The sequence below is a fragment of the Bradyrhizobium sp. WSM4874 genome (genome assembly GCF_055811835.1).
On the sequence record NZ_JBVVPR010000064.1, the window covers coordinates 13,349 to 32,113 of the forward strand.

At 64.9% G+C, this 18,765-nt stretch carries 21 protein-coding genes; 13 read left to right on the plus strand and 8 right to left on the minus strand.

Going from position 1 to position 18,765, the window contains the following annotated elements:
• Nucleotides 1-121 precede the first annotated feature (121 nt).
• The 4 genes from AC0L3P_RS36275 to AC0L3P_RS36290 form a co-directional block, all read right to left on the minus strand.
• Nucleotides 122-967 carry a ChbG/HpnK family deacetylase gene (locus AC0L3P_RS36275; RefSeq protein ID WP_473308938.1) on the minus strand — a complete coding sequence of 282 codons (846 nt, stop codon included), beginning with the start codon at nucleotides 965-967 and terminating at the stop codon, nucleotides 122-124.
• Nucleotides 964-2,025, minus strand: coding sequence for a glycosyltransferase family 2 protein (locus AC0L3P_RS36280; RefSeq protein ID WP_473308939.1), 1,062 nt, complete (start codon nucleotides 2,023-2,025; stop codon nucleotides 964-966). Before AC0L3P_RS36280 ends, AC0L3P_RS36275 begins: the two co-directional genes overlap by 4 nt.
• A gap of 100 nt (nucleotides 2,026-2,125) precedes the next feature.
• On the minus strand, nucleotides 2,126-3,103 hold the full coding sequence (gene hisG / locus AC0L3P_RS36285; protein WP_473308940.1) for an ATP phosphoribosyltransferase: 978 nt from the start codon (nucleotides 3,101-3,103) through the stop codon (nucleotides 2,126-2,128).
• A 3-nt stretch (nucleotides 3,104-3,106) separates the two neighbouring features.
• The gene (locus tag AC0L3P_RS36290) at nucleotides 3,107-4,258 is read right to left on the minus strand and encodes an ATP phosphoribosyltransferase regulatory subunit (RefSeq protein ID WP_473308941.1); all 1,152 of its coding nucleotides are present in this window, start codon (nucleotides 4,256-4,258) and stop codon (nucleotides 3,107-3,109) included.
• Between the two features lie 724 nt (nucleotides 4,259-4,982).
• Between AC0L3P_RS36290 and AC0L3P_RS36295 the strand changes: the two genes are divergently transcribed.
• Entirely contained in the window at nucleotides 4,983-5,927 is a 945-nt protein-coding gene (locus AC0L3P_RS36295; RefSeq protein WP_473308942.1) for a helix-turn-helix domain-containing protein, read from the plus strand.
• An 81-nt stretch (nucleotides 5,928-6,008) separates the two neighbouring features.
• Here the strand turns inward: AC0L3P_RS36295 and AC0L3P_RS36300 are convergent, their stop codons facing one another.
• Nucleotides 6,009-6,761, minus strand: a complete 753-nt coding sequence (locus AC0L3P_RS36300) for a 16S rRNA (uracil(1498)-N(3))-methyltransferase (protein ID WP_473308943.1) — start codon at nucleotides 6,759-6,761, stop codon at nucleotides 6,009-6,011.
• 210 nt (nucleotides 6,762-6,971) lie between these two features.
• On the opposite strand from AC0L3P_RS36300, the gene AC0L3P_RS36305 reads away from it, so the two are divergent.
• Together AC0L3P_RS36305 and ubiA are read left to right on the plus strand one after the other, a co-directional pair.
• Entirely contained in the window at nucleotides 6,972-7,631 is a 660-nt protein-coding gene (locus tag AC0L3P_RS36305; protein ID WP_473308944.1) for a hypothetical protein, read from the plus strand.
• The gene (gene ubiA, locus AC0L3P_RS36310) at nucleotides 7,628-8,560 is read left to right on the plus strand and encodes a 4-hydroxybenzoate octaprenyltransferase (protein ID WP_354061466.1); all 933 of its coding nucleotides are present in this window, start codon (nucleotides 7,628-7,630) and stop codon (nucleotides 8,558-8,560) included. Before AC0L3P_RS36305 ends, ubiA begins: the two co-directional genes overlap by 4 nt.
• Here ubiA and AC0L3P_RS36315 read toward each other — a convergent pair.
• Entirely contained in the window at nucleotides 8,557-9,075 is a 519-nt protein-coding gene (locus AC0L3P_RS36315; protein ID WP_473308945.1) for a DUF6101 family protein, read from the minus strand. The two genes, ubiA and AC0L3P_RS36315, sit on opposite strands and share 4 nt — an antisense overlap.
• A gap of 264 nt (nucleotides 9,076-9,339) precedes the next feature.
• Between AC0L3P_RS36315 and AC0L3P_RS36320 the strand changes: the two genes are divergently transcribed.
• The 7 genes from AC0L3P_RS36320 (at nucleotide 9,340) to AC0L3P_RS36350 (ending at nucleotide 15,528) form a co-directional block, all read left to right on the plus strand.
• Nucleotides 9,340-10,743 carry a TldD/PmbA family protein gene (locus tag AC0L3P_RS36320; protein ID WP_473308946.1) on the plus strand — a complete coding sequence of 468 codons (1,404 nt, stop codon included), beginning with the start codon at nucleotides 9,340-9,342 and terminating at the stop codon, nucleotides 10,741-10,743.
• The gene (locus AC0L3P_RS36325) at nucleotides 10,730-11,548 is read left to right on the plus strand and encodes an inositol monophosphatase family protein (RefSeq protein ID WP_473308947.1); all 819 of its coding nucleotides are present in this window, start codon (nucleotides 10,730-10,732) and stop codon (nucleotides 11,546-11,548) included. The genes AC0L3P_RS36320 and AC0L3P_RS36325 overlap by 14 nt, the downstream gene beginning before the upstream one ends.
• Nucleotides 11,549-11,608: 60 nt before the next feature.
• On the plus strand, nucleotides 11,609-11,851 hold the full coding sequence (locus tag AC0L3P_RS36330) for a DUF4170 domain-containing protein (RefSeq protein WP_007596929.1): 243 nt from the start codon (nucleotides 11,609-11,611) through the stop codon (nucleotides 11,849-11,851).
• On the plus strand, nucleotides 11,848-12,561 hold the full coding sequence (locus AC0L3P_RS36335) for a lysophospholipid acyltransferase family protein (protein ID WP_354061474.1): 714 nt from the start codon (nucleotides 11,848-11,850) through the stop codon (nucleotides 12,559-12,561). The genes AC0L3P_RS36330 and AC0L3P_RS36335 overlap by 4 nt, the downstream gene beginning before the upstream one ends.
• On the plus strand, nucleotides 12,524-13,870 hold the full coding sequence (locus AC0L3P_RS36340) for a 3-deoxy-D-manno-octulosonic acid transferase (RefSeq protein ID WP_473308948.1): 1,347 nt from the start codon (nucleotides 12,524-12,526) through the stop codon (nucleotides 13,868-13,870). The genes AC0L3P_RS36335 and AC0L3P_RS36340 overlap by 38 nt, the downstream gene beginning before the upstream one ends.
• A complete protein-coding gene (lpxK, locus tag AC0L3P_RS36345) occupies nucleotides 13,863-14,879 on the plus strand; it encodes a tetraacyldisaccharide 4'-kinase (RefSeq protein WP_473308949.1) in 1,017 nt (338 codons plus the stop codon). Before AC0L3P_RS36340 ends, lpxK begins: the two co-directional genes overlap by 8 nt.
• Before the next feature lie 313 nt (nucleotides 14,880-15,192).
• A complete protein-coding gene (locus AC0L3P_RS36350; RefSeq protein ID WP_007596925.1) occupies nucleotides 15,193-15,528 on the plus strand; it encodes a GYD domain-containing protein in 336 nt (111 codons plus the stop codon).
• A gap of 382 nt (nucleotides 15,529-15,910) precedes the next feature.
• Here AC0L3P_RS36350 and AC0L3P_RS36355 read toward each other — a convergent pair whose 3' ends face one another.
• Nucleotides 15,911-16,105 carry a hypothetical protein gene (locus AC0L3P_RS36355; RefSeq protein ID WP_275172402.1) on the minus strand — a complete coding sequence of 65 codons (195 nt, stop codon included), beginning with the start codon at nucleotides 16,103-16,105 and terminating at the stop codon, nucleotides 15,911-15,913.
• Between the two features lie 519 nt (nucleotides 16,106-16,624).
• Between AC0L3P_RS36355 and AC0L3P_RS36360 the strand changes: the two genes are divergently transcribed.
• Complete coding sequence (locus AC0L3P_RS36360; RefSeq protein WP_473308950.1) at nucleotides 16,625-16,930, plus strand: hypothetical protein; 306 nt, start codon at nucleotides 16,625-16,627, stop codon at nucleotides 16,928-16,930.
• A gap of 16 nt (nucleotides 16,931-16,946) precedes the next feature.
• Here AC0L3P_RS36360 and AC0L3P_RS36365 read toward each other — a convergent pair whose 3' ends face one another.
• Nucleotides 16,947-17,174, minus strand: coding sequence for a DUF2093 domain-containing protein (locus AC0L3P_RS36365; RefSeq protein ID WP_007596922.1), 228 nt, complete (start codon nucleotides 17,172-17,174; stop codon nucleotides 16,947-16,949).
• Between the two features lie 175 nt (nucleotides 17,175-17,349).
• Here AC0L3P_RS36365 and AC0L3P_RS36370 point away from each other — a divergent pair, with 175 nt between their 5' ends.
• Together AC0L3P_RS36370 and AC0L3P_RS36375 are read left to right on the plus strand one after the other, a co-directional pair.
• Nucleotides 17,350-18,174, plus strand: coding sequence for a dienelactone hydrolase family protein (locus AC0L3P_RS36370; RefSeq protein ID WP_473308951.1), 825 nt, complete (start codon nucleotides 17,350-17,352; stop codon nucleotides 18,172-18,174).
• Between the two features lie 202 nt (nucleotides 18,175-18,376).
• Entirely contained in the window at nucleotides 18,377-18,541 is a 165-nt protein-coding gene (locus AC0L3P_RS36375) for a hypothetical protein (RefSeq protein WP_473308952.1), read from the plus strand.
• The last annotated feature ends 224 nt before the right edge of the window (nucleotides 18,542-18,765 follow it).

The window sequence follows — 18,765 nt, forward strand, 5'->3', positions numbered from 1 at the left end:
CGCAAAACAAGCGCGAGGCAGATGTAGGGTTCCATTGTGGCCCCAACAGTGCCGGCAGGATTAAATTTCGGTATGCGACAAGCTGCCTCGCGGGCTGCTTTCTCGCAAACTTTCACCGGTTTCACCCCAGCGTGACGCCGCTGTCCGTCAGCAGGCGCGCGAAGGCATCGCCGGCGAGATAGGCGTGCTCGCGCTCGCGGACAGCGGTCATCGGGTCGAGACCGGTGAGGATGTCGTCGACGAAGCCGGGATGACACATGATGAGGCCGCCATCCGGCAGGCCTTCGAGGAATTGCCGCATCAGCGCGCCGAAATCGGCGGCTTGCGTGAAATCATAGGCGCCGGCGAAGCCGGGATTGAAGCTCAGGCCCGCGCGGCCGGCACGGCGGCGGAATTGCGCGCTGAGGATATCGAGCACCATGGCTTTCGGTGAGGCCAGCCGCTGCATCAGCGGCAGATCGCGGCCGCCCTGGCGCACCCAGGCATTTGGCGCGGCTTCGGCGACTGCATCGACAAAGCCGTCGCGCACCTGTGGGTAGAGCTGCACATGCTGATGGCCGTCGACGAAGTCAGGCGCGCGCCCGAACGTTTTCGCGAAGGCTGCCAGCTGCGCCTTGGCCTCGTTGCGAAAGAACTCGCGGTCGAGCCTTCGCGCAAGACCCGCGCGCAGCAGCTTCGGAAACGGGAGAAACATGTCGCCGTCGAGCGGGCGGAAATGCATGGTGAGCGGCCGGAACGGTGCCGACAATGTCACGTGCAATCCGATCGCGCAGCGCGGGCTCGCTTGCGCCGCCGCCTGGAGCGCCTCGATCTCGCTGCGCTCGACCGCAGGGCCCACCATCATCACCGAGGTGGCGTTGAGACGGCCGCGTTCGATCAGGTCGCGGATGGCGCGATTGACGCCCGGGCTGATGCCGTAATCGTCGGCGCAGAGCCAGATCCGCCGCGGCGGCGCGGCCGTGCTCATTCGGCCGCCGTCCTGTTCGAGGTGTCCAGGCTTGAAGCGTCCTGGGCCTTGTCGGACTCGAAATGCTTTTCACTGTGCTCGGCGACGAAGTAGATCGGGCGCGCCTTCAGCTCGGACAGGATCTTGCCGATATATTCGCCGACGATGCCGATCATGATGAGCTGCACGCCGCCGATCGTCATCAGGCCGATCACGAGTGAGGGATAGCCGGGCACCTGCTTGCCGGTGGTCAAGACCTCCCAGAGGATGGACAGACCGAACAGGAACGCTCCGCCGGCGAGGATCACGCCAAGCAGGCTCGCGAAGCGCAGCGGCGCCACCGAGAACGAGGTCACGCCTTCGATCGAAAGACCAAGCAGACGCGCGGCGCTGAAGGTTGTCACGCCATGGGTGCGCGGCGCGGGCTCGTAATCGACGCGGATCTGGCGGAAGCCGATCCAGCTCGCAAGGCCTTTGAAGAAGCGGTTGCGCTCCGGCAGCTGCCTCAGTGCTGCGACCGCGCGTGGCGAAAGCAGGCGGAAGTCGCCGGCGTCTTCTGGAATCTTTTGGCGCGCGCCCCAATTGATCAGCGCATAGAAGCCGCGTCCGGCGAGCCGCCGCAGGAAGGGCTCGTTGTCGCGATGCGCCTTGGCGGTATAGACGACGTCGTAGCCGTCCTCGATCCAGTGCCGCACCAGTCGCTCGACCAGCGACGGCGGATGCTGGCCGTCGCCATCCATGAACAGCACCGCGCCGAGCCGGGCATGGTCGAGGCCGGCCATCAGCGCGGCCTCCTTGCCGAAATTGCGCGACAACGACACCACCTGGACGTCCACCGCGTCGGCCGGCAGCGAGCGGGCGATCGACAGCGTCGCGTCCGCGCTGCCGTCGTCGACATAGACGACCTCGCAAGCCAAGCGGTAGCGCTCCCGCAAGGTCTTTGCGAGATCGCAGATGCGCTGGTGCAAGGCGGCGAGGCCCGCCGCTTCGTTGTAGACGGGGACGACAATCGACAGTCCCTTCGCGGCGGCGCTTGCCGCGGTGGTCGTCATGCCGGAAACGTCAGAGCCCAGCGTCATCGATCAAGGTTCCAGAGGCGTTCAAGGTCATCTCGACAGCATATGGTAGCTGCCGTTTGCTGTCGCTACGCTGAACGGAATTGCTCAACAAACTTTGGGCTCACTGCCGCAGGAACGCCTCGAGCCTGGCAAACAGCGGGTTGTCCCGGTCGAACACGTAATCCAGCGAAACCACCGAGACAGTCTCGGCGCCATGGGCGCGCAGGAAGCTCGCTAGTACATAGAGCTGGCCCGGCGGGCAGTGCAGCGTGAGCATGCCTGACGAGGTCGGCCCGCCGAACGGGGCTTCGACGCCGAAGCGCTCGTGGGCCTCGGTGAGCATGGCCGCGTCGCACTGGCGGAAGCGGGTGCGGACTTCGCGGTATTTGTTGGCCCGCGCCCGCGCCGCGATGTGATCGAGGATGATTCGCGCGGTCTCCCGCGCCTGCGGCGACCAATCGGCGTCCCTCGAGGCCACCAGATTGGCCTGGCTACGCAGGATCACGCCGTCGTCGAGCACCCGCAATCCGTTGGCGGCGAGGGTCGCGCCTGTCGTGGTGATGTCGACGATCAACTCGGCGCTGCCGGCGGCTGGCGCGCCTTCGGTCGCGCCCGTGCTTTCGACGATGCGGTAATCGGCGATGCCTTGATTCTGGAAGAAGGCGCGGGTGAGGTTGATGAACTTGGTCGCGACCCGCATCCGCATGTGATGCTGCTCGCGGAAGCCGGTGGTGACGTCGTCGAGGTCGGCCATGGTGCGGACGTCGATCCACGCCTGCGGCACCGCGACGACGACGTCGGCATAGCCGAAGCCGAGGCCCTCGATCAGGGAGACGCGCTTGTCGGCGTCCGCGATGGTCTCGCGCACCAGATCCTCGCCCGTGACGCCGAGATGCGCCGAGCCGCGGGACAGTTGCGAGGCGATCTCGCTTGCCGAGAGATAGGCCACCTCGACATTGTCGAGGCCTGCGAGCGTGCCGCGATAGTCGCGGGCGCCGCCCGCCTTCGACAGCTTGAGCCCGGCGCGGGCGAAGAAGGCCTCGGTGTTTTCCTGAAGGCGGCCCTTGGAAGGAACGGCCAGAACGAATGGCGCGCTCATGACTTAAGCTCCCACCTTGCGGCCGATCCGGGTCAGCGCATCCACCCAGACCGAGAAACCGACTGCAGGGATCGGCTCGGCCGATCCAAGCTGGGTCATCAGCCCGTCATAGCGGCCGCCGGCAACCAGCGGCTCGGCGCCGTTGCCGCGGTGATGCAGCTCGAATTCGAAGCCGGTGTAGTAGTCGAGCCCGCGTCCGAACGCGGTCGAAAAGCGCGTCCCCTTCACATCGATGCCGCGCGCGGCCATGAAGCCGACCCGGCTTTCGAACTGGTCGATCGCAGCACTGAGATCGAGCTTCGCATCATTGGTGAGCGCGCGCAGCTCCGCGACGGCGTCATCGGGATTACCCGATATCGACAGGAAACGCTTGAGCACAGCGATGGCCTCGCGCGGCAGCGCGCCGCCCTTCAACGTCGACTGCTCGAGGAAGCGGTCGGCAATCTCGGCCGTGGTGCGGCCGCCGACATTGGTGGTGCCGGCGATCGACATCAGATCGGTGACGAAAGCGAGTGCCGCCTTGCGGTCGGAGCCGGCGAGCGCCGCGAGCACGCCCTCATATTCGCTGCGGGTCGCGGTGGTCGCGGCTGCCAGCCGCCCCAGGTCCTGCTCCAGGCTGATCTTGCGGTTGAAATCCTTGACCAGGCGGCGGCGCCAGACCGGATAGAGGTTGAGCGCGTCGAGCAGCGCGTTGAACAGCGCCACGTCGCCGGTGCGGATCTCGACGTCGCGGACGCCGAAGGCGGCGGTCGCCTCCAGCGCCAGCGCCAGCATCTCGGCATCGGCCGCGGCGCGGTCCTGGCGGCCGAACGATTCGATGCCGGCCTGCAGGAATTCGCTGCTCTGGCCGTTGCGGTAGCGAAACACCGGGCCGAGATAACTGAACCCGGCCGGCTGGCCAGCACGGCCAGAGCTGAGGTAATCGCGGGCCACCGGAATCGTCAGGTCCGGCCGCAGGCAGAGCTCCTCGCCGGAGAGGTCCGTGGTCAGGTACAGGCTCTTGCGGATGTCCTCGCCGGAGAGGTCCAGGAACGGTTCGGCCGGTTGCAGGATCGCGGGCTCGGCCCTGACATAGCCGGCCTGCGCGAACGACAGCAGCAGCGTATCCGCCCAGGCGGCGGAGCCGGCAGCATTTGAGGTGGCAGTCGTGGTCATCTCGGGGTCCATCGTCCCGGTGGAACCGGGCAGGGCAAGCAAGGGGAGCGAATTGCCGCAGGCCTTAGCATGGCCCGAAAGCGGTTTCGACCTCCAAAGGATCAATCGCTTAACAGCGTCGGCGCGACGCGCAGTCATCACAGGAGGCGAAACTTAAATTAGGTCTCGCGCCAATTCAGGTAATATAGCACCTATTTATCCCACTGCGTCGACCCAGATGGATAGGGTGGCCCTCACCCTCATTCATTTCGGGGCAGGGACGTCTCTGGGGCGCTTCCAGGGGCGGAAAGCTCGGCCGCCTCGATCGCAACTTCATCCGCGAGCTGCTCGGCCCGCTTCAGAATGCTCCACCGGTCACATACTCAATTTGGGTAGGGGGACGATCCGTTCGCGGAACCTTCGTTTACAATGCAAAAGTTGGTTTCCGATTCATAGCAATGCAACAGACGATATACGGTCGGTCTCGTGACACGCGCTGGCCGCTGATTTCGATCTGCGAGATGTTCCGGCACTATGACGAATTCGATCCACTCGACCTTTTGATCGTTCATGCCATTCTCAATGCCGCGCGACCTGCGGCACGCCGGCTTCAACGGGCCGGATGATCTGCGTGGCGCTAAAGTCGCCGTTTCCAAGAAGAAGGCCAGGTAAGCAGCAGAACATGGATCAAAGCCGTCTAGTCCCTGCTCGCGAGGGAATGCAAAAGGGAGCGGCGGATCGCTTGATGTCGTTCCAGGATCTCAAGCCGTCCTCGGCGCTCGAGCTCAATTCGTATGACATCGATCATTTCGGCGAGACCGAGAAATACGCCGGCGCGTCGAGCATGCCGTTGTCGGCCGGGGCTACCGCGATCATGCGTGCCCGGCTCACCTTGCCGACCCTGACCCTGTCGCTATTGAAAACCTTCCCCCGGATCATTCGCGGCTATCAGTTCACCAATGCTGCCGCAGTGGCGGTCCCGATGGATCACGTGACCTCCGCCCGCATCAACGGGCAATCGATGGGCGGTTCTGTCCTCGTATTGAAAGGTGATTCAGATTGCCTGGTGCATGAGCCGGAGGGGCGTCTGCTGGCAGTGGTCTATTTCAGTCCATCCGGGCGGGAGCCATTGCCTGAATTAGGCGATGGATGCCATTTGCTGAATCCGGCGCCGGACGTGCTTGCCTCGCTACGCCGTCTGATCTCGACATCGCTTGAAACCGCAGCAAATGACCCAGACTTCTTGAACGAGCCGGCTTCGCAAACGATTGTCGAACAGTCACTGCTCAGCACGATGGATGCGGCGATCTGGTCCAGCGTCGCAAGCGGACCTGTGTCATCCACCACCGAGCATTATCGGCGGATCGTAGCCGATATGGAGAAATTGATTCGGCGCGATCTGATGATCTGGCACAAGACGACCGAACTGGCGGAGCAGGCGGGCGTGTCGGTCCGGACTCTCCAGAGTGCGACACGTGCCATCTGCGGCATGAGCCCTCATCGCTATAGCCGGGTCTTGCGCCTCTGGTCGGTGCGCAAGCAACTGCGCACCGGCCGAGCGGGCCGGAGTGTGAAGTCCTGTGCGCTTGCGCATGGTTTCTGGCATCTCAGCGAGTTCGCAGCGAGCTATAGAGAGGCTTTCGGAGAGTTGCCTTCCGAGACTCTGAACCGATCGCTACGAGACGAATAGCACGGTGCGGTCGCCCCTACCTGGTTCGGTGGCCTTGGGCTGCTCAGATGATCGGCAGCCGGAAGGCCAACCAATGCTTGCCTAGCCGCGTTCGCCACCCCAGTCGCCCAGTACCGCCTGCACCATCGCCAGCGCGGCCACCGCAGCCGTGTCGGCCCGCATGATCCGGGGTCCCAGCGCCAGCCGCAGGATTTTCGGCTGCCGCAGCAGCAGCGCCCGCTCTTCCTCGGCAAAGCCGCCTTCGGGGCCGATCAGCACGTCGATTCCCTCCGCAGCGCCTGCACCTTGCAGGCTCTGAATGGGGTTTTCGAGCTCCGCCGCCTCGTCGCAGAAGATCAGCAGCCTGCCGGCGGCGCGCTGGCTGAGGAAGCGCTCCAGCGGCACCGGCTCGGCAACCGTGGCGATGCTGAGAATGCCGCATTGCTCGGCCGCCTCGACGACATTGGCGCGCATCCGCTCGGTATTGACGCGGGAAGCCTGGGTAAACCGGGTCAGCACCGGCTGAAGGCTGGCGGCACCCATCTCGATGGCCTTCTGCACCATGTAGTCGAGCCGGGCATGCTTGAGCGGGGCGAAGACGTAGGCGAGGTCGGGCAGCCGGTCCTGCGGCCGGGTCTGCTGGAGGATGACGAGGCCGTCCGGCCGCTTGCGGCCTTCAATGGCGGCCTGCCACTCGCCGTCGCGGCCGTTGAACGCCAAAACCTCGGCCCCGGCGGAAAGCCGCAGCACATTGCCGAGATAATTGCTCTGGTGGCGGTCGAGCTCGACCCTGCCGTCCTGGGCAAGGGGGGCATCGACGAACAGGCGGGGGCCGCGGAAATCGTGGGAAGGCATCGTTCAAGGGTCCGATTTGCCGCCGTTCTTAACCGAAAGCAATACTTTCGGGGTAAATTTTGCCAAATTGGTGCGTCGGCGCGCCGCGCTCTTGCCCTATTCAACGGGTTGTTAAGGGCCGGCGGGAATCGTAAAATCGCGAGCACGCTGATTGCGCTTCAATTGGGAAGACGCCGAACCCCGCAAGCTCCTGCCGGAGAGACTGCCTTGATGATCCGTCATTTGATGGTTCCGATCACTGCCGCCATGGTCACGATAGGCGCCGTGTGTGCCTATGCGCAGGGTTTCCCCGCGCCGCTGCCGGGCCAGGCCCCAACGAGTTCCGCCTTCCCGCCCGTGAATGGCTCGGCGCCCGTCGCCTCCGTCGGCGGCGCGCCGCAATCGTCCTTTCCCGTGAACGGCGCCGCACCAGTCGGTGGCGCCGGCGCCTTCAGCGCGGCCCCGCCGACGCAAGCCGGTCCCGGCGAGGACTGCATGAAGGCCTTCATGCCTCTGCGCGAGGATGCCGAAAAGCGCGGCAAGCTGATCAAGGCCGCGAGCGACCGTCACGCCCCGCCTGACGAGGCCTGCAAGCTGATCCGCAACTTCAGCCAGGCTGAGACCAAGATGATCAAGTACATCGAGGCCAACGCCTCGAAGTGCGGGATTCCGGCGCAAATCGGCGCGCAGATGAAGGACGGCCACAAGAACACCGAGGCGATGGCCGCGAAGGTCTGCAATGTTGCGCAGCAGATGCAGAACCAGCCGCGCGGTCCGGCCGGTCCGTCGCTGAGCGAAGTGCTGGGTTCGGGCTCGGCGCCCGAGGCGAATGCGGGCAAGAAGGGCGGCAGCACCTTCGACACACTCAACGGCAATGTCCTGACCCGATGAGCGACACATCCGCCCGAGTTGCCGATTCCACCGGCAACTGGGTCGATACGCGCGCACCGCAATGGGCGCGGCCTTATCTGCGCTTGTCCCGCTTCGATCGTCCGATCGGCTCCTGGCTCCTGTTGATGCCGTGCTGGTGGTCGGCGGCGCTCGCCGCCGGCATGGCGCATGACGTCCGCGGCCTGCCGCTCACCATCGTCCTGTTCTTCGTCGGCGCCTTCGTGATGCGGGGAGCAGGCTGTACCTGGAACGACATCACCGACCGTGACCTCGACGACAAGGTCGAGCGCACCCGTTCACGGCCGTTGCCGTCGGGCCAGGTGAGCGCGAAGCAGGCGCTGGCCTTCATGGTCGCGCAAGCGCTGATCGGGCTCGTGGTGTTGCTGCAGTTCAACCGCTTCGCGATCCTGACCGGCATCGCCTCACTGTTGATCGTCGCGATCTACCCGTTCATGAAGCGCATCACCTGGTGGCCGCAGACCGTGCTCGGGCTCGCGTTCTCCTGGGGCGCCCTGATGGGATTTGCCGTCACCTTCGGGCGGATCGACGTCACCGCGCTCGTGCTCTATGCCGGCGCGATTTCCTGGGTGATCGGCTACGACACGATCTACGCGCATCAGGACGCCGAGGACGATGCGCTGATCGGCATCAAGTCCACCGCGCGCCTGTTCGGCGCGCATACACACCAGGCGCTGATCCTGTTCTACGGCTTGGCGGTGCTGCTGATCGGCGTGGCGCTGGCGTCGGGCGATGCGCGCTGGCCGGCCTGGCTCGGACTTGTGGCATTCGCCGTGCATCTGGCCTCGCAGATCGCGCGGCTGAATATCAGCGACGGCGATCTCTGCAAGCGCCTGTTCTACTCGAACCGCGATGCGGGGCTGTTGTTGTTTGCCGGCTTGCTGGCCGACGCGGTGATGCGGGCGGCTTAACTCCGGGCGATGATCTCGTGCTCATCGCGATGCACCGACAATTCCCGTGCGACACCGGTGCGGCGACGCATCAGAAATTTCGGACGGCGGTGGCGGATCGCGTTGGCGCGGCGGCGGCGCGGCGCGGGTTTGCGCGCGCCTTCGTCGAGCTGCGGAAGTGCGAACAGCTCGCTCCAGATCGCCCAGTCCTCAACGAGTTCGTCGCCATCGGCGCTGACCAGCAGCGGAATGGAGAGCGAGGGATCGCGATGCACGAGGACGAGGGTCTGGGCCTCGTCGTTGCCGCGCAGAGCGACGCCGATGAAGTCGCTGACGCGGACGTTGATCGCCATCCGCATGCCGCGGACGGCACGGTGCAGCACGACGCGTTCGCGATGAAGCTCGATCTGCCGGACATATCCGTCGGCGCGCGGATCATGCGCATCGAAGCGAACCGGAAGGGAAAGGGGGTCGAGCCGCAGGGAGCGGCTCGACCCGGCGGGAGCGATCCCGCTTGTTGCTGTTTGACGCCTCACGGCTTTAGTTCTCCCCGCCGGGATTATGTTCCCGGTCGATGCGAGGACCTTAGCGCGCGGCTTTCCGAAACCGCTTAAAAAGGCTGGTTAATCCAACCTCACCGCCGCGCATGATTGACAAGACCTTGGCGCGCATGATTGACGAGACGTTGCGCGCAAGGTGCGAATCTGAGCTTTTGGTGGGCTGAAAATGCTTGAAGTCCGCGCGATCAGGGCACATCTGTGGGTTCCGGTCCCGCAGCCCGCCCCAACAGGATTTCGTTTGTGAACCCTTCACCAAGCTCGACGCTTTCGCCCAAGGATTCGTCCATAGCCAGCCGCGACCTGTTCGACCAGTCTGCGCTCTCCGATCTCGCGCAGCGGCTGGTGGAGGCGGCCAGGCGGGCCGGCGCGGATGCGGCCGATGCGGTCGCCGTGCGTGGCGTCTCGCAAGGCGTCGAGGTCCGCGACGGCAGGGTCGAGGAATCCGAACGTTCCGAGGGCGACGATGTCGGCTTGCGCGTGCTGGTCGGCCGGCGTCAGGCGGTGGTCTCGACCAACGACGCCAGCGGCGATGCCGTGACCAAGCTTGCCGAGCGAGCGGTTGCGATGGCGCGCGTCGCGCCCGACGACAAATATGTCGGCCTGGCCGATCCCGCACTGCTCGCGCGCGACTTCCCCGATCTCGATCTGCTCGATCCTGACGTGCCCGCGACCTCCGAACTCGAGCGCCGCGCGCTCGAAGCCGAGGCTGCGGCGCTCGGTGTGAAGGGCGTGACCAAATCCGGCGGCGCTTCGGCCTCCGCCGGCATGGGCGGCATGGTGCTCGTCACCAGCACTGGCTTCCACGGCTCTTATCTGCGTTCCAGCCAGGGCATCTCCGCCACTGCCATTGTCGGCGACGGCACCGGCATGGAGCGCGACTACGATTTCACCTCGGCGCCGCATGGTGCGGACCTCTTGTCGCCGGAGATCGTCGGCCGTTCCGCGGGCGAGCGCACCGTGGCGCGCTTCAATCCGCGCAAGGTCGAGACCTGCAAGGTGCCTGTGGTGTTCGATCCGCGCGTCGCGGGCTCGCTGGTCGGTCACGTCGTCGGCGCCATCAATGGCGCTTCGATCGCGCGCAAGACCAGCTTCCTGAAGGACAAGCTCGGCCAGCAGCTGTTCGCCAAGAACATCCGCATCATCGACGATCCCCTGCGCAAACGCGGCCTGCGCTCGCAGACGTTCGACGCGGAAGGCGTTGCCGTGAAGAAGATCGCGCTGATCGACGAAGGCGTGCTGACGACCTGGCTGCTCGATTGCGCCACCGCGCGTGAGCTCGGTCTCACCACCACCGGCCACGCCCATCGCGGCGTCTCCTCCTCGCCGTCGCCCGGGCCGTACAATCTGCATCTTGAACCCGGCACGCCCACCCCGGCCGAGCTGATCTCCGACATCAAGCAGGGTTTCTACGTCACCGATTTGATCGGCTCGGGCGTCAACGGCGTGACCGGCGATTACAGCCGCGGCGCCTCCGGCTTCTGGATCGAGAACGGCGAACTCACTTATCCCGTGAGCGAGGTGACGATCGCCGGCCATCTGTTCGAGATCTTCAAGTCGATGCAGCCGGCGAACAATCTCGAGTTCCGCTACGGCGTCAATGCGCCGACGGTGCGCATCGAGGGTTTGACGCTTGGCGGACGTTGACGCGAACGCAACTGGCGCGATCATCCCGGCGCGCGACGCGGCGCTGCTGCAAGACACGGTGCGGGAGGCGGGCGCACTGGCGCGGTCGATGTTCCGCACCGAGCTGAAGAAGTGGACCAAGGGCGCGTCCTCGCCGGTCTCGGAAGCCGACATTGCCGTCAACGATCTCCTGGAAGCGCGCCTGCGCGCAGCGACGCCCGACTATGGCTGGCTGTCGGAGGAGAGCGCCGACGACGAGGTGCGGCTGTCGCGGCGGCTGACCTGGATCGTCGATCCCATCGACGGCACCCGCAACTACCTCAATGGCCATGACGAATGGTGCGTCAGCGTCGCGCTGGTCGAGGATGCCGCGCCCATCCTCGCCGCGGTGTTCGCGCCGACGAGCGATGAGTTCTTCTTCGCCGCCCGCGGCCAGGGCACGACCCTCAACGACGTGCCGGTGCGGGCGACGGCGGGATCCGAGCTCGACTTCTCGCGTGTCGCGGGTCCGAAGCCCCTGGTCGAACGCCTGAAGCCGTCACTGGGCGAGATCAAGCTGCATCCGCGAATCGGTTCGCTCGCGCTGCGTCTGTGCCGGGTCGCCCATGGCGCGCTGGATGCGGCTTTTGCGGGCGGCAACAGTCATGATTGGGACCTTGCGGCGGCGGATTTGATCGTGCGGGAAGCCGATGGTAGGATGAGCGATCTCTCCGGAGATCCCATCCTCTATAACCGCCGGCAAGTCACGCATGGGGTGCTGGTGGCAGCGGGTCGCGATCGGCATGCGAGCATTGTCTCGCATTTTCGAAACCGCCCCTTGCCGTGATGCGCTTTCTCGTGCTTGTCGAACACTCCTTTGCCGGGCAGCCCGTTAGGAACAGAACCGATGCCAGATAGTGCCCCGCAACAACTGCTCCACCTCGTCGTCGGCGGCGAGCTCGTCGACCTCGAGCACAACACTTTCAAGAACCTCGACGACGTCGAGATCGTCGGCCTCTATCCGAACTATGCGACCGCGCACGCCGCCTGGCGCGCCAAGGCGCAGAGCACGGTCGACAACGCGCAGATGCGCTATTTCATCGTCCATCTCCACCGGCTGCTCGACCCGAATCAAGAACCGGCGCGTTGAAAAAGCTGCTTCGCAATACGCTGAGGAGCAGCTTCGTTCAGCGTGCCGTCGGAATCCTGGCGGCCGAATATCTGCGTCTGGTCTGGCGGACGAACAAATTCACGTTCGATCCGCCTGACGTCTATGACCGGGTCGAGCCGCAGATCCCGGCGATCTTCGCGTTCTGGCACGGCCAGCATTTCCTCACCCCCTTCATCAAGAACAAGGACTGGTACAAGGCCAGGGTCCTGATCTCCCGTCACCGCGACGGCGAGTTCAACGCCATCGCCGCCGAGCGGCTCGGCATCGGCACCATCCGCGGGTCGGGCGACCATGGCAGCGCGTTTCACCGCAAAGGCGGGGTCGGTGCCTTCAAGGAAATGGTGCGGACGCTCCAGGACGGTTGTAATGTCGCGCTGACCGCCGACGTCCCCAAGCGCTCGCGCGTGGCCGGGCTCGGCATCATCATGCTGGCACGGGAATCGGGGCGGCCGATCATGCCTTTTGCGATGGCGACCAGCCGCTTCGTCCGGCTCAAGAACTGGGACCGCACCACCATCAACCTGCCGTTCGGGCGGGGCGCATTGGTCGGCATCAAGGAAATCCACGTTCCGCCGGATGCGAACGCCGCCACCATGGAAGCGCTGCGGCTCGAGCTGGAGGAGACCTTGAACGAGGCGACCCGCCAAGCCTATGCGCAACTCGGCCGGCCGGGACCTGCAGATGCCTAAATCGCTGCCCGGCTCGCTGCCGTTGACGCTGCGAATGTACCGGCGCCTGGCGCGCGGCCTGGTGCCGCTCGCGCCTGCGCTGATCAAGCGGCGCCTGAAGCAGGGCAAGGAAGATCCCGCGCGCGTCGGCGAACGGCGGGGCCTGTCCCGGGACGTGCGGCCGCACGGTCCGCTGGTTTGGATTCACGGCGCCAGCGTCGGCGAGGTCCTCGCCGCGGCGGCGCTGATCGAGCGCTTGCGCGATCTGAACCTGCGCATTCTGCTCACCTCGGGCACGGTCACGTCGGCTGCTATTGTCGCAAAGCGTTTTCCGCCCGACGTCATCCATCAATACGTGCCGTATGATTCCCCGCGTTATGTCGCGCGCTTCCTCGACCATTGGAAGCCGTCGCTGGCGCTGTTCATCGAATCCGATCTGTGGCCGAACCTGATCCTGGCCGGCGCTGCGCGCCGCGTGCCGATGGTGCTGATCAACGGGCGGATGTCGCCGCGCTCCTTCCCGCGCTGGCGCCGCATGCAGGGCACCATCTCGGCGCTGCTGTCGCGGTTTGACATCTGTCTGGCGCAGTCGAAGACCGATGCCGAGCGCTTCTCGACGCTCGGCGGCCGCGATGTCGTCACCACGGGCAATCTCAAGCTCGACGTTCCGGCGCCGCCGGCCGACCCCGCCAAGCTCGAACGGCTGATGGCGATGACGCGCGGGCGTCCGATCATCGTGGCGGCCTCGACGCATCCGGGCGAGGAGGAGATGCTGGTGGCCGCGCATCGCAGCCTTAGCGGATTCTTTCCGCAGCTCCTGACCGTGATCGTGCCGCGCCATCCGGATCGCGGCTCCTCGATCACGGGCCTGATCACGGCGTCCGGCCTGAAGCCGGCCCTGCGCTCGCGCGATGAGCTGCCGACGGCGGCCACCGACGTTTATGTCGCCGACACCATGGGCGAGCTCGGCCTGTTCTATCGTCTCTCGGACATCGTGTTCATGGGCGGATCGCTGATCCGCCACGGCGGCCAGAATCCGATCGAAGCGATCAAGCTCGGCGCGGCCATCGTCCATGGTCCGCACGTCTTCAATTTCGCCGATGTCTACGAGGCGCTCGATCACAGCGGCGGCGCGCGCCAGGCCGACACGCAGGAACTGCTGATCAAGCAACTCGGCCAGTTGCTCGCCGATCCTGCCGTACGCAAGAAGATACAGCAGTCGGGCGCCGGCGTGGTCGAGGATCTCGGCGGCGCGCTCAACCGCACCATGACCGCGCTCGAGCCTTATCTGCTGCAGTTGCGGATCGAGATGGGGGCCGCCAATGCGTGAGCCGGCCTTCTGGTACCGGCCACGTTCCCTCGAATCGTACGCATTGGGGCCGCTGGGTGCGCTCTATGGCGCGATCACGGAACGGCGGATGCTGCGCGAGGGCGTCGACGCCGGCATCCCCGTGATCTGCGTCGGCAACTATCATGTCGGCGGCGCCGGCAAGACGCCGACCGTGCTGGCGCTGACCAAGCTCTTGCGCGAGCTCGGCGAGACGCCGGTGGTGCTCAGCCGCGGCTATGGCGGCAGCCTCAAGGGCCCGGTGATGGTCGACCGGATGCGTCACACCGCTTCCGATATCGGCGACGAGCCGCTGATGATGGCGCGCGACGTTCCTGTCACGGTTGCGCGCGACCGCCTCGACGGTGTCGCGCTGGCCAAGTCGCAAGGCGCCACCGTGATCCTGATGGACGACGGTTTCCAGAACCCGCGTCTTCTCAAGGACACCTCGCTGATCGTGATCGACAGCGAGCGCGGCCTCGGCAATGGCAAGGTGTTCCCGGCCGGTCCCCTGCGTGCGCCGCTGAAGGCGCAGCTCGCGCGCACCGACGCGCTGGTCGTGATCGGCGGTGGCCGTGCCGCCGACGATGTCGCCGCCGAGCTTGCCAGGCGCAACAAGCCGGAGCTGCGCGCGCGGTTGAAACCTGACGCCGAGTCGGTCGCAAGACTGTTGGGCAAGCCGGTGTTCGCGTTCGCCGGCATCGGCGATCCCGAACGGTTCTTCCGCAGCTTGCGTGCCAGCGGCATCGAGCTCGCGCGCACGCGTGCCTTCGCCGATCATCACATGTTCTCGAACGACGAGATCGCGGCCCTCGCCGCGGAGGCGCGGCACGAGCAGCAAACATTGGTGACGACGGAAAAGGATCTCGCACGTCTGCACGGCCGCGAAGGCGTGCCGGATGGCATCGTGCCGTTCGCCGTCCAGCTCGAGTTCGACGACCCGGCTGCGCTCCGGCAATTGATCAGCGATCATCTCTACAAGGCGCGCGAGCGAAGATTCGGCAGGCGATAATGTCGGACGGCGCGCGAACCGCGCTCGCACTCGTTGTGGACGCCACGGTGTGACGAAAAGCATTTCCTGCGCGGATGCGATATGTGGCAACCGAGGTGACATGTCGCGGCTGACGAATTCCCTTCCGCATGTTGGGCAGTTGATGTAGCCTTTCATGAGAGCCGTCACCGGGACGTGCCGAACTCCCGGAAATCATCGACGGCGTTTATGCCCACGGCGGGCAGTACCTTCATCATTTCAGATGCAGCGGCCGTAACGACGAGTTCGGAACGGCAGGGAAAGTCATTGCCAAAAACCCAGAGGAGAACATGCCATGCATTTTTGCCTCACCGGACAATACACACCACGCGCTCTCAATGCCATTTTGGAGAACCCCAAGACCGATCGTCAGGAGGCGGCAAGAAAACTCATCGAAGCGGCCGGCGGAAAGCTGATTTCGATGTTCAGCGTTGCGGCCGACGGCCCAGGCGTTTTGGTGATTTTCGATGTGCCTGATCCGGGTGCGGCTCCGGCCATTTCCGGCCTGACCGTCACGGCGGGCACCCTGCAGAACGTGAAATTGACGCGGCTGTTCACGCAGGACGAGATCAAGCAGGTCCGCCAGAACGCGGCGAAGCTGCGTTCTTCGTATACCCCGCCCGGAAGCTGACATCCGGATCTAAAGCGAAGCCGCCGCAGTCGAACGAAGCGGCGGCAACGCTCACCTCACAGCAAGAATAATGTTTGCAAGCCGAGGCAAGGCGAAGGCCTCCTGCGTCGTTGGCGGACAATGCTGTACGACGCGTGCTGCATCCGGCGTCATAGGTCCGACCGAACGCGCTTGCCAGCGGCCTCGGTAACGGCCTGCGATTGCGGTTCAGCAGTCAATCATGCTCACCACGCCCCAACGGCCATCAATCCGATAATGGTCAGGCACGAGACGCAGGCCACCATGGCGGTATAGTACTCGGGTGCATTCATTGCTGCCTCCCAAACTGTTGCCAACTGCTTGGTCACTGCTACGCGGGAGAAATCGCCGGTCTCGGGCCGCTTCAATTCGGCGTGCCGCGACCGGTCTTGCGTTGTGTGTCCGTCCTCTCATCGTCACCCTGATCCGGATGATGATGCGCTTCGAGAGCTTCAGAGCGTTCAGCTGCGATCAGAAGCTGTTTCCGCATTTCAGCGAGGCGGGCGCGGCAATACTCACGATAGAGCAGGTTTAATATGGTGGGCATGATCACCCCCATCGTTGATTTTCGATTTACAAATATTCCACCGCAAATTTTCGAGGTGATCGTAGCCCGACAGATGGCTCTTCGATATGAGCCCGTTCACAGACTGCGCCAATTCCAGAGCTCAGTGGCCGTTTGGTTGACTTGATTGTCTGTGCGATAAAAAGAGCAGGGCCAATTACCTAAGATGAAGCATAGCGGCGCTCTGTTTCAGCAAGACTTCGTCAAACAACCTAAGAGCGCCAATCGCAACAAAGAATCCAACCACAACGCGAAATGACTAACCACGGAGTGCAAGCACTCTCTGATGCAACGCGGATCGGCGTGACGGAGATCATTTGCGGCGAGACCCGCACTTCATGCGCGCGCGAACATCGTCGCGACGCCGATGCGGACCATTTCCATGCCTCGCGATAAGCTGCACATTTCGTGCTACGTCGACAGGGCAGCTGCGCTTTGCTCGCCGACGGCAGCCGCCATTCAGGCGTCGTTCATCGCAAAACTCCTAACCGTTCAGACGATCAGGAGAGTTCGATGAAGCTGCCGTCCGCGATTGTTGTCGCTAGCGTTGTGTGTCTGATTGCTGCGCCCGTGCTTGCACAGACGACGTCGCCCGCTGCTTCAAGCGCGACAGTGCCGGTGCCCGCAACCAAGCGCGTGACGTGCCTCAGCTCAACGCAAAATCTGAAGGGACAAGACAAGCGCGACCAGATGCAGCTCTGCATGGCGCAGGCGCGGCTTGATTGTCTGAAGCAGGCGATCGATCAGAAGATCGTCGGCGAGATCAGGAAGAGTTTCATCAAAACCTGCGTGGGCGCGGATGGCACGGAGCAGCACTAGACGTGCGCCCGCCGCCTCACGCCTGCGGCTTGGGCGCGCCCGGGTAATGCCGCTCGAGCACGGCGGCGGGCGTGGCGTAGGCTTCCTGCAAATCCACGCTCCAGTATTTCAACTCGTCGAGCGGGATGCGCGTATCGGTGATCGCGCAGCGCACGAAGGTCCCCGGCGAGATCACGCGGAAATCGCCGTCGAGATACTGCACCTGCGCTTCGCCATGGCCCGAGGGGCCGAACTTGTTCAGCACGGTCGAAAGTCTCCGTGGAAGGCCGCTCCGGAGTCACCTTGGAGGGCACGATGTGTTGGACGGGATGTAGCATAGATAGGGTGGCTTGTCCGCCCGGTAAACCCACCGGTTTGTGATGTTTTGGCGCCGTTTCCGCATGATAGTGCTTGAGCGAAGGATCCCACGGCAAAGTTCGATGCGCCTTCCGTTCACCGCCCTGTTCCTGACGTTCCTGATCTCGGCCGCGCAAGCGTCGCCGGCGCCGCAGCCGGTCGAGATTCCGCTCGCGTCCGGCGTGCTGCATGCGCAGCTCTACAAGCCCGAGGGCACCGGGCCGTTTCCGACCGTGATCGCGCTCCACGGCTGCGGCGGCCTCGGTGGCCATTCCGATTCCGTGCTGCCGCGCTATCGCGACTGGGCCGAGCGGCTGCTCAAGTCCGGCAACGCCGTACTCCTTCCTGACAGCTACGGCTCGCGCGAGCTCGGGCCGCAATGCCGTGTCAAGGAGATGCACGTCAAGGCGCGGCGCGACCGCGTCACCGACATCGCGGCGTCGCGCGCCTGGTTGATGCGGCAGAGTTGGGTCGCGCGCGACCGTGTCAGCCTGATGGGGTGGGCGAATGGCGCCAGCGCGCTGCTCTGGGCCGTGCGTCCGCAGAGCCTCGCGCGCGAGGTCGGTCCGGATTTCCGCGCCGCGATCGCGTTCTATCCGGACTGCAGGATTTCCGCTGGGCTAGGGTGGAGCACACGGGTACCGACGCTGGTGCTGATCGGCGGCAATGACGACGTCTCGTCGCCGCCGGCCTGCCGCCAGATGGTCGATGGTGCGCATGGCCGTAGCGCGCTCGCGCGCATCGTGGTCTATCCCGGCGCCTTTCACGACTTCGATCGCGCCAACACCCCGCTGCACGCACTCGCCGGCAGCACCGATGCGGCGGCGCCCGAGCACGGCCATCTCGGCACCGACGCGCAGGCGCGCGCGGCGTCGCAGAAGGAAGTCGCGGAGTGGCTGGCGCGGTAGCCTGGGATGAGCGGGCTCGCCGCGCCGTAGCTCGTGAGAAGCGAAGGCGGGGCCGCCCTCGGGAACAACAGCGGACAGCCCCGCATCGACCATCGCCCTGCACGGAAAATGGCCGACCATGATTCTACGGATCGCGCGCCGTGATGGTTTCAGGTCGCGACAACGCCATCATTCGACCACGATGTCGATTAAACGCAATCCCATGCGCAATCGCCTCGTCCTGTTCTCCTCCGCCCTGATCGTCTTCACCGTCGCGGTCTTCCTGTTCGAAGCCCATCTCTTCGAAGCCCATGCCGGCGCGCCGCAACTCGCGCCGGAACATTGTGGCTTCTGGACCACGATCGACGCGGGATTGTCCTGCCGCTGAGACGCGCAGTCTCGTAGCCCGGATGAGCGTAGCGATATCCGGGGCCGCCGGTCCCGCATGTCCCTACGCTCATGCGGGCTACGACAGTGCGTGTGTGGCGCGCGCGTCCCACATACGACGGACGTGTAAGGCGCACTCTCTCCCAACGTCGTCCCGGCCTAGTGCGCAATTGCGCACGGGGGCCGGGACCCATACCGCGTGATCTATCAGTTGCGCGTGGTATC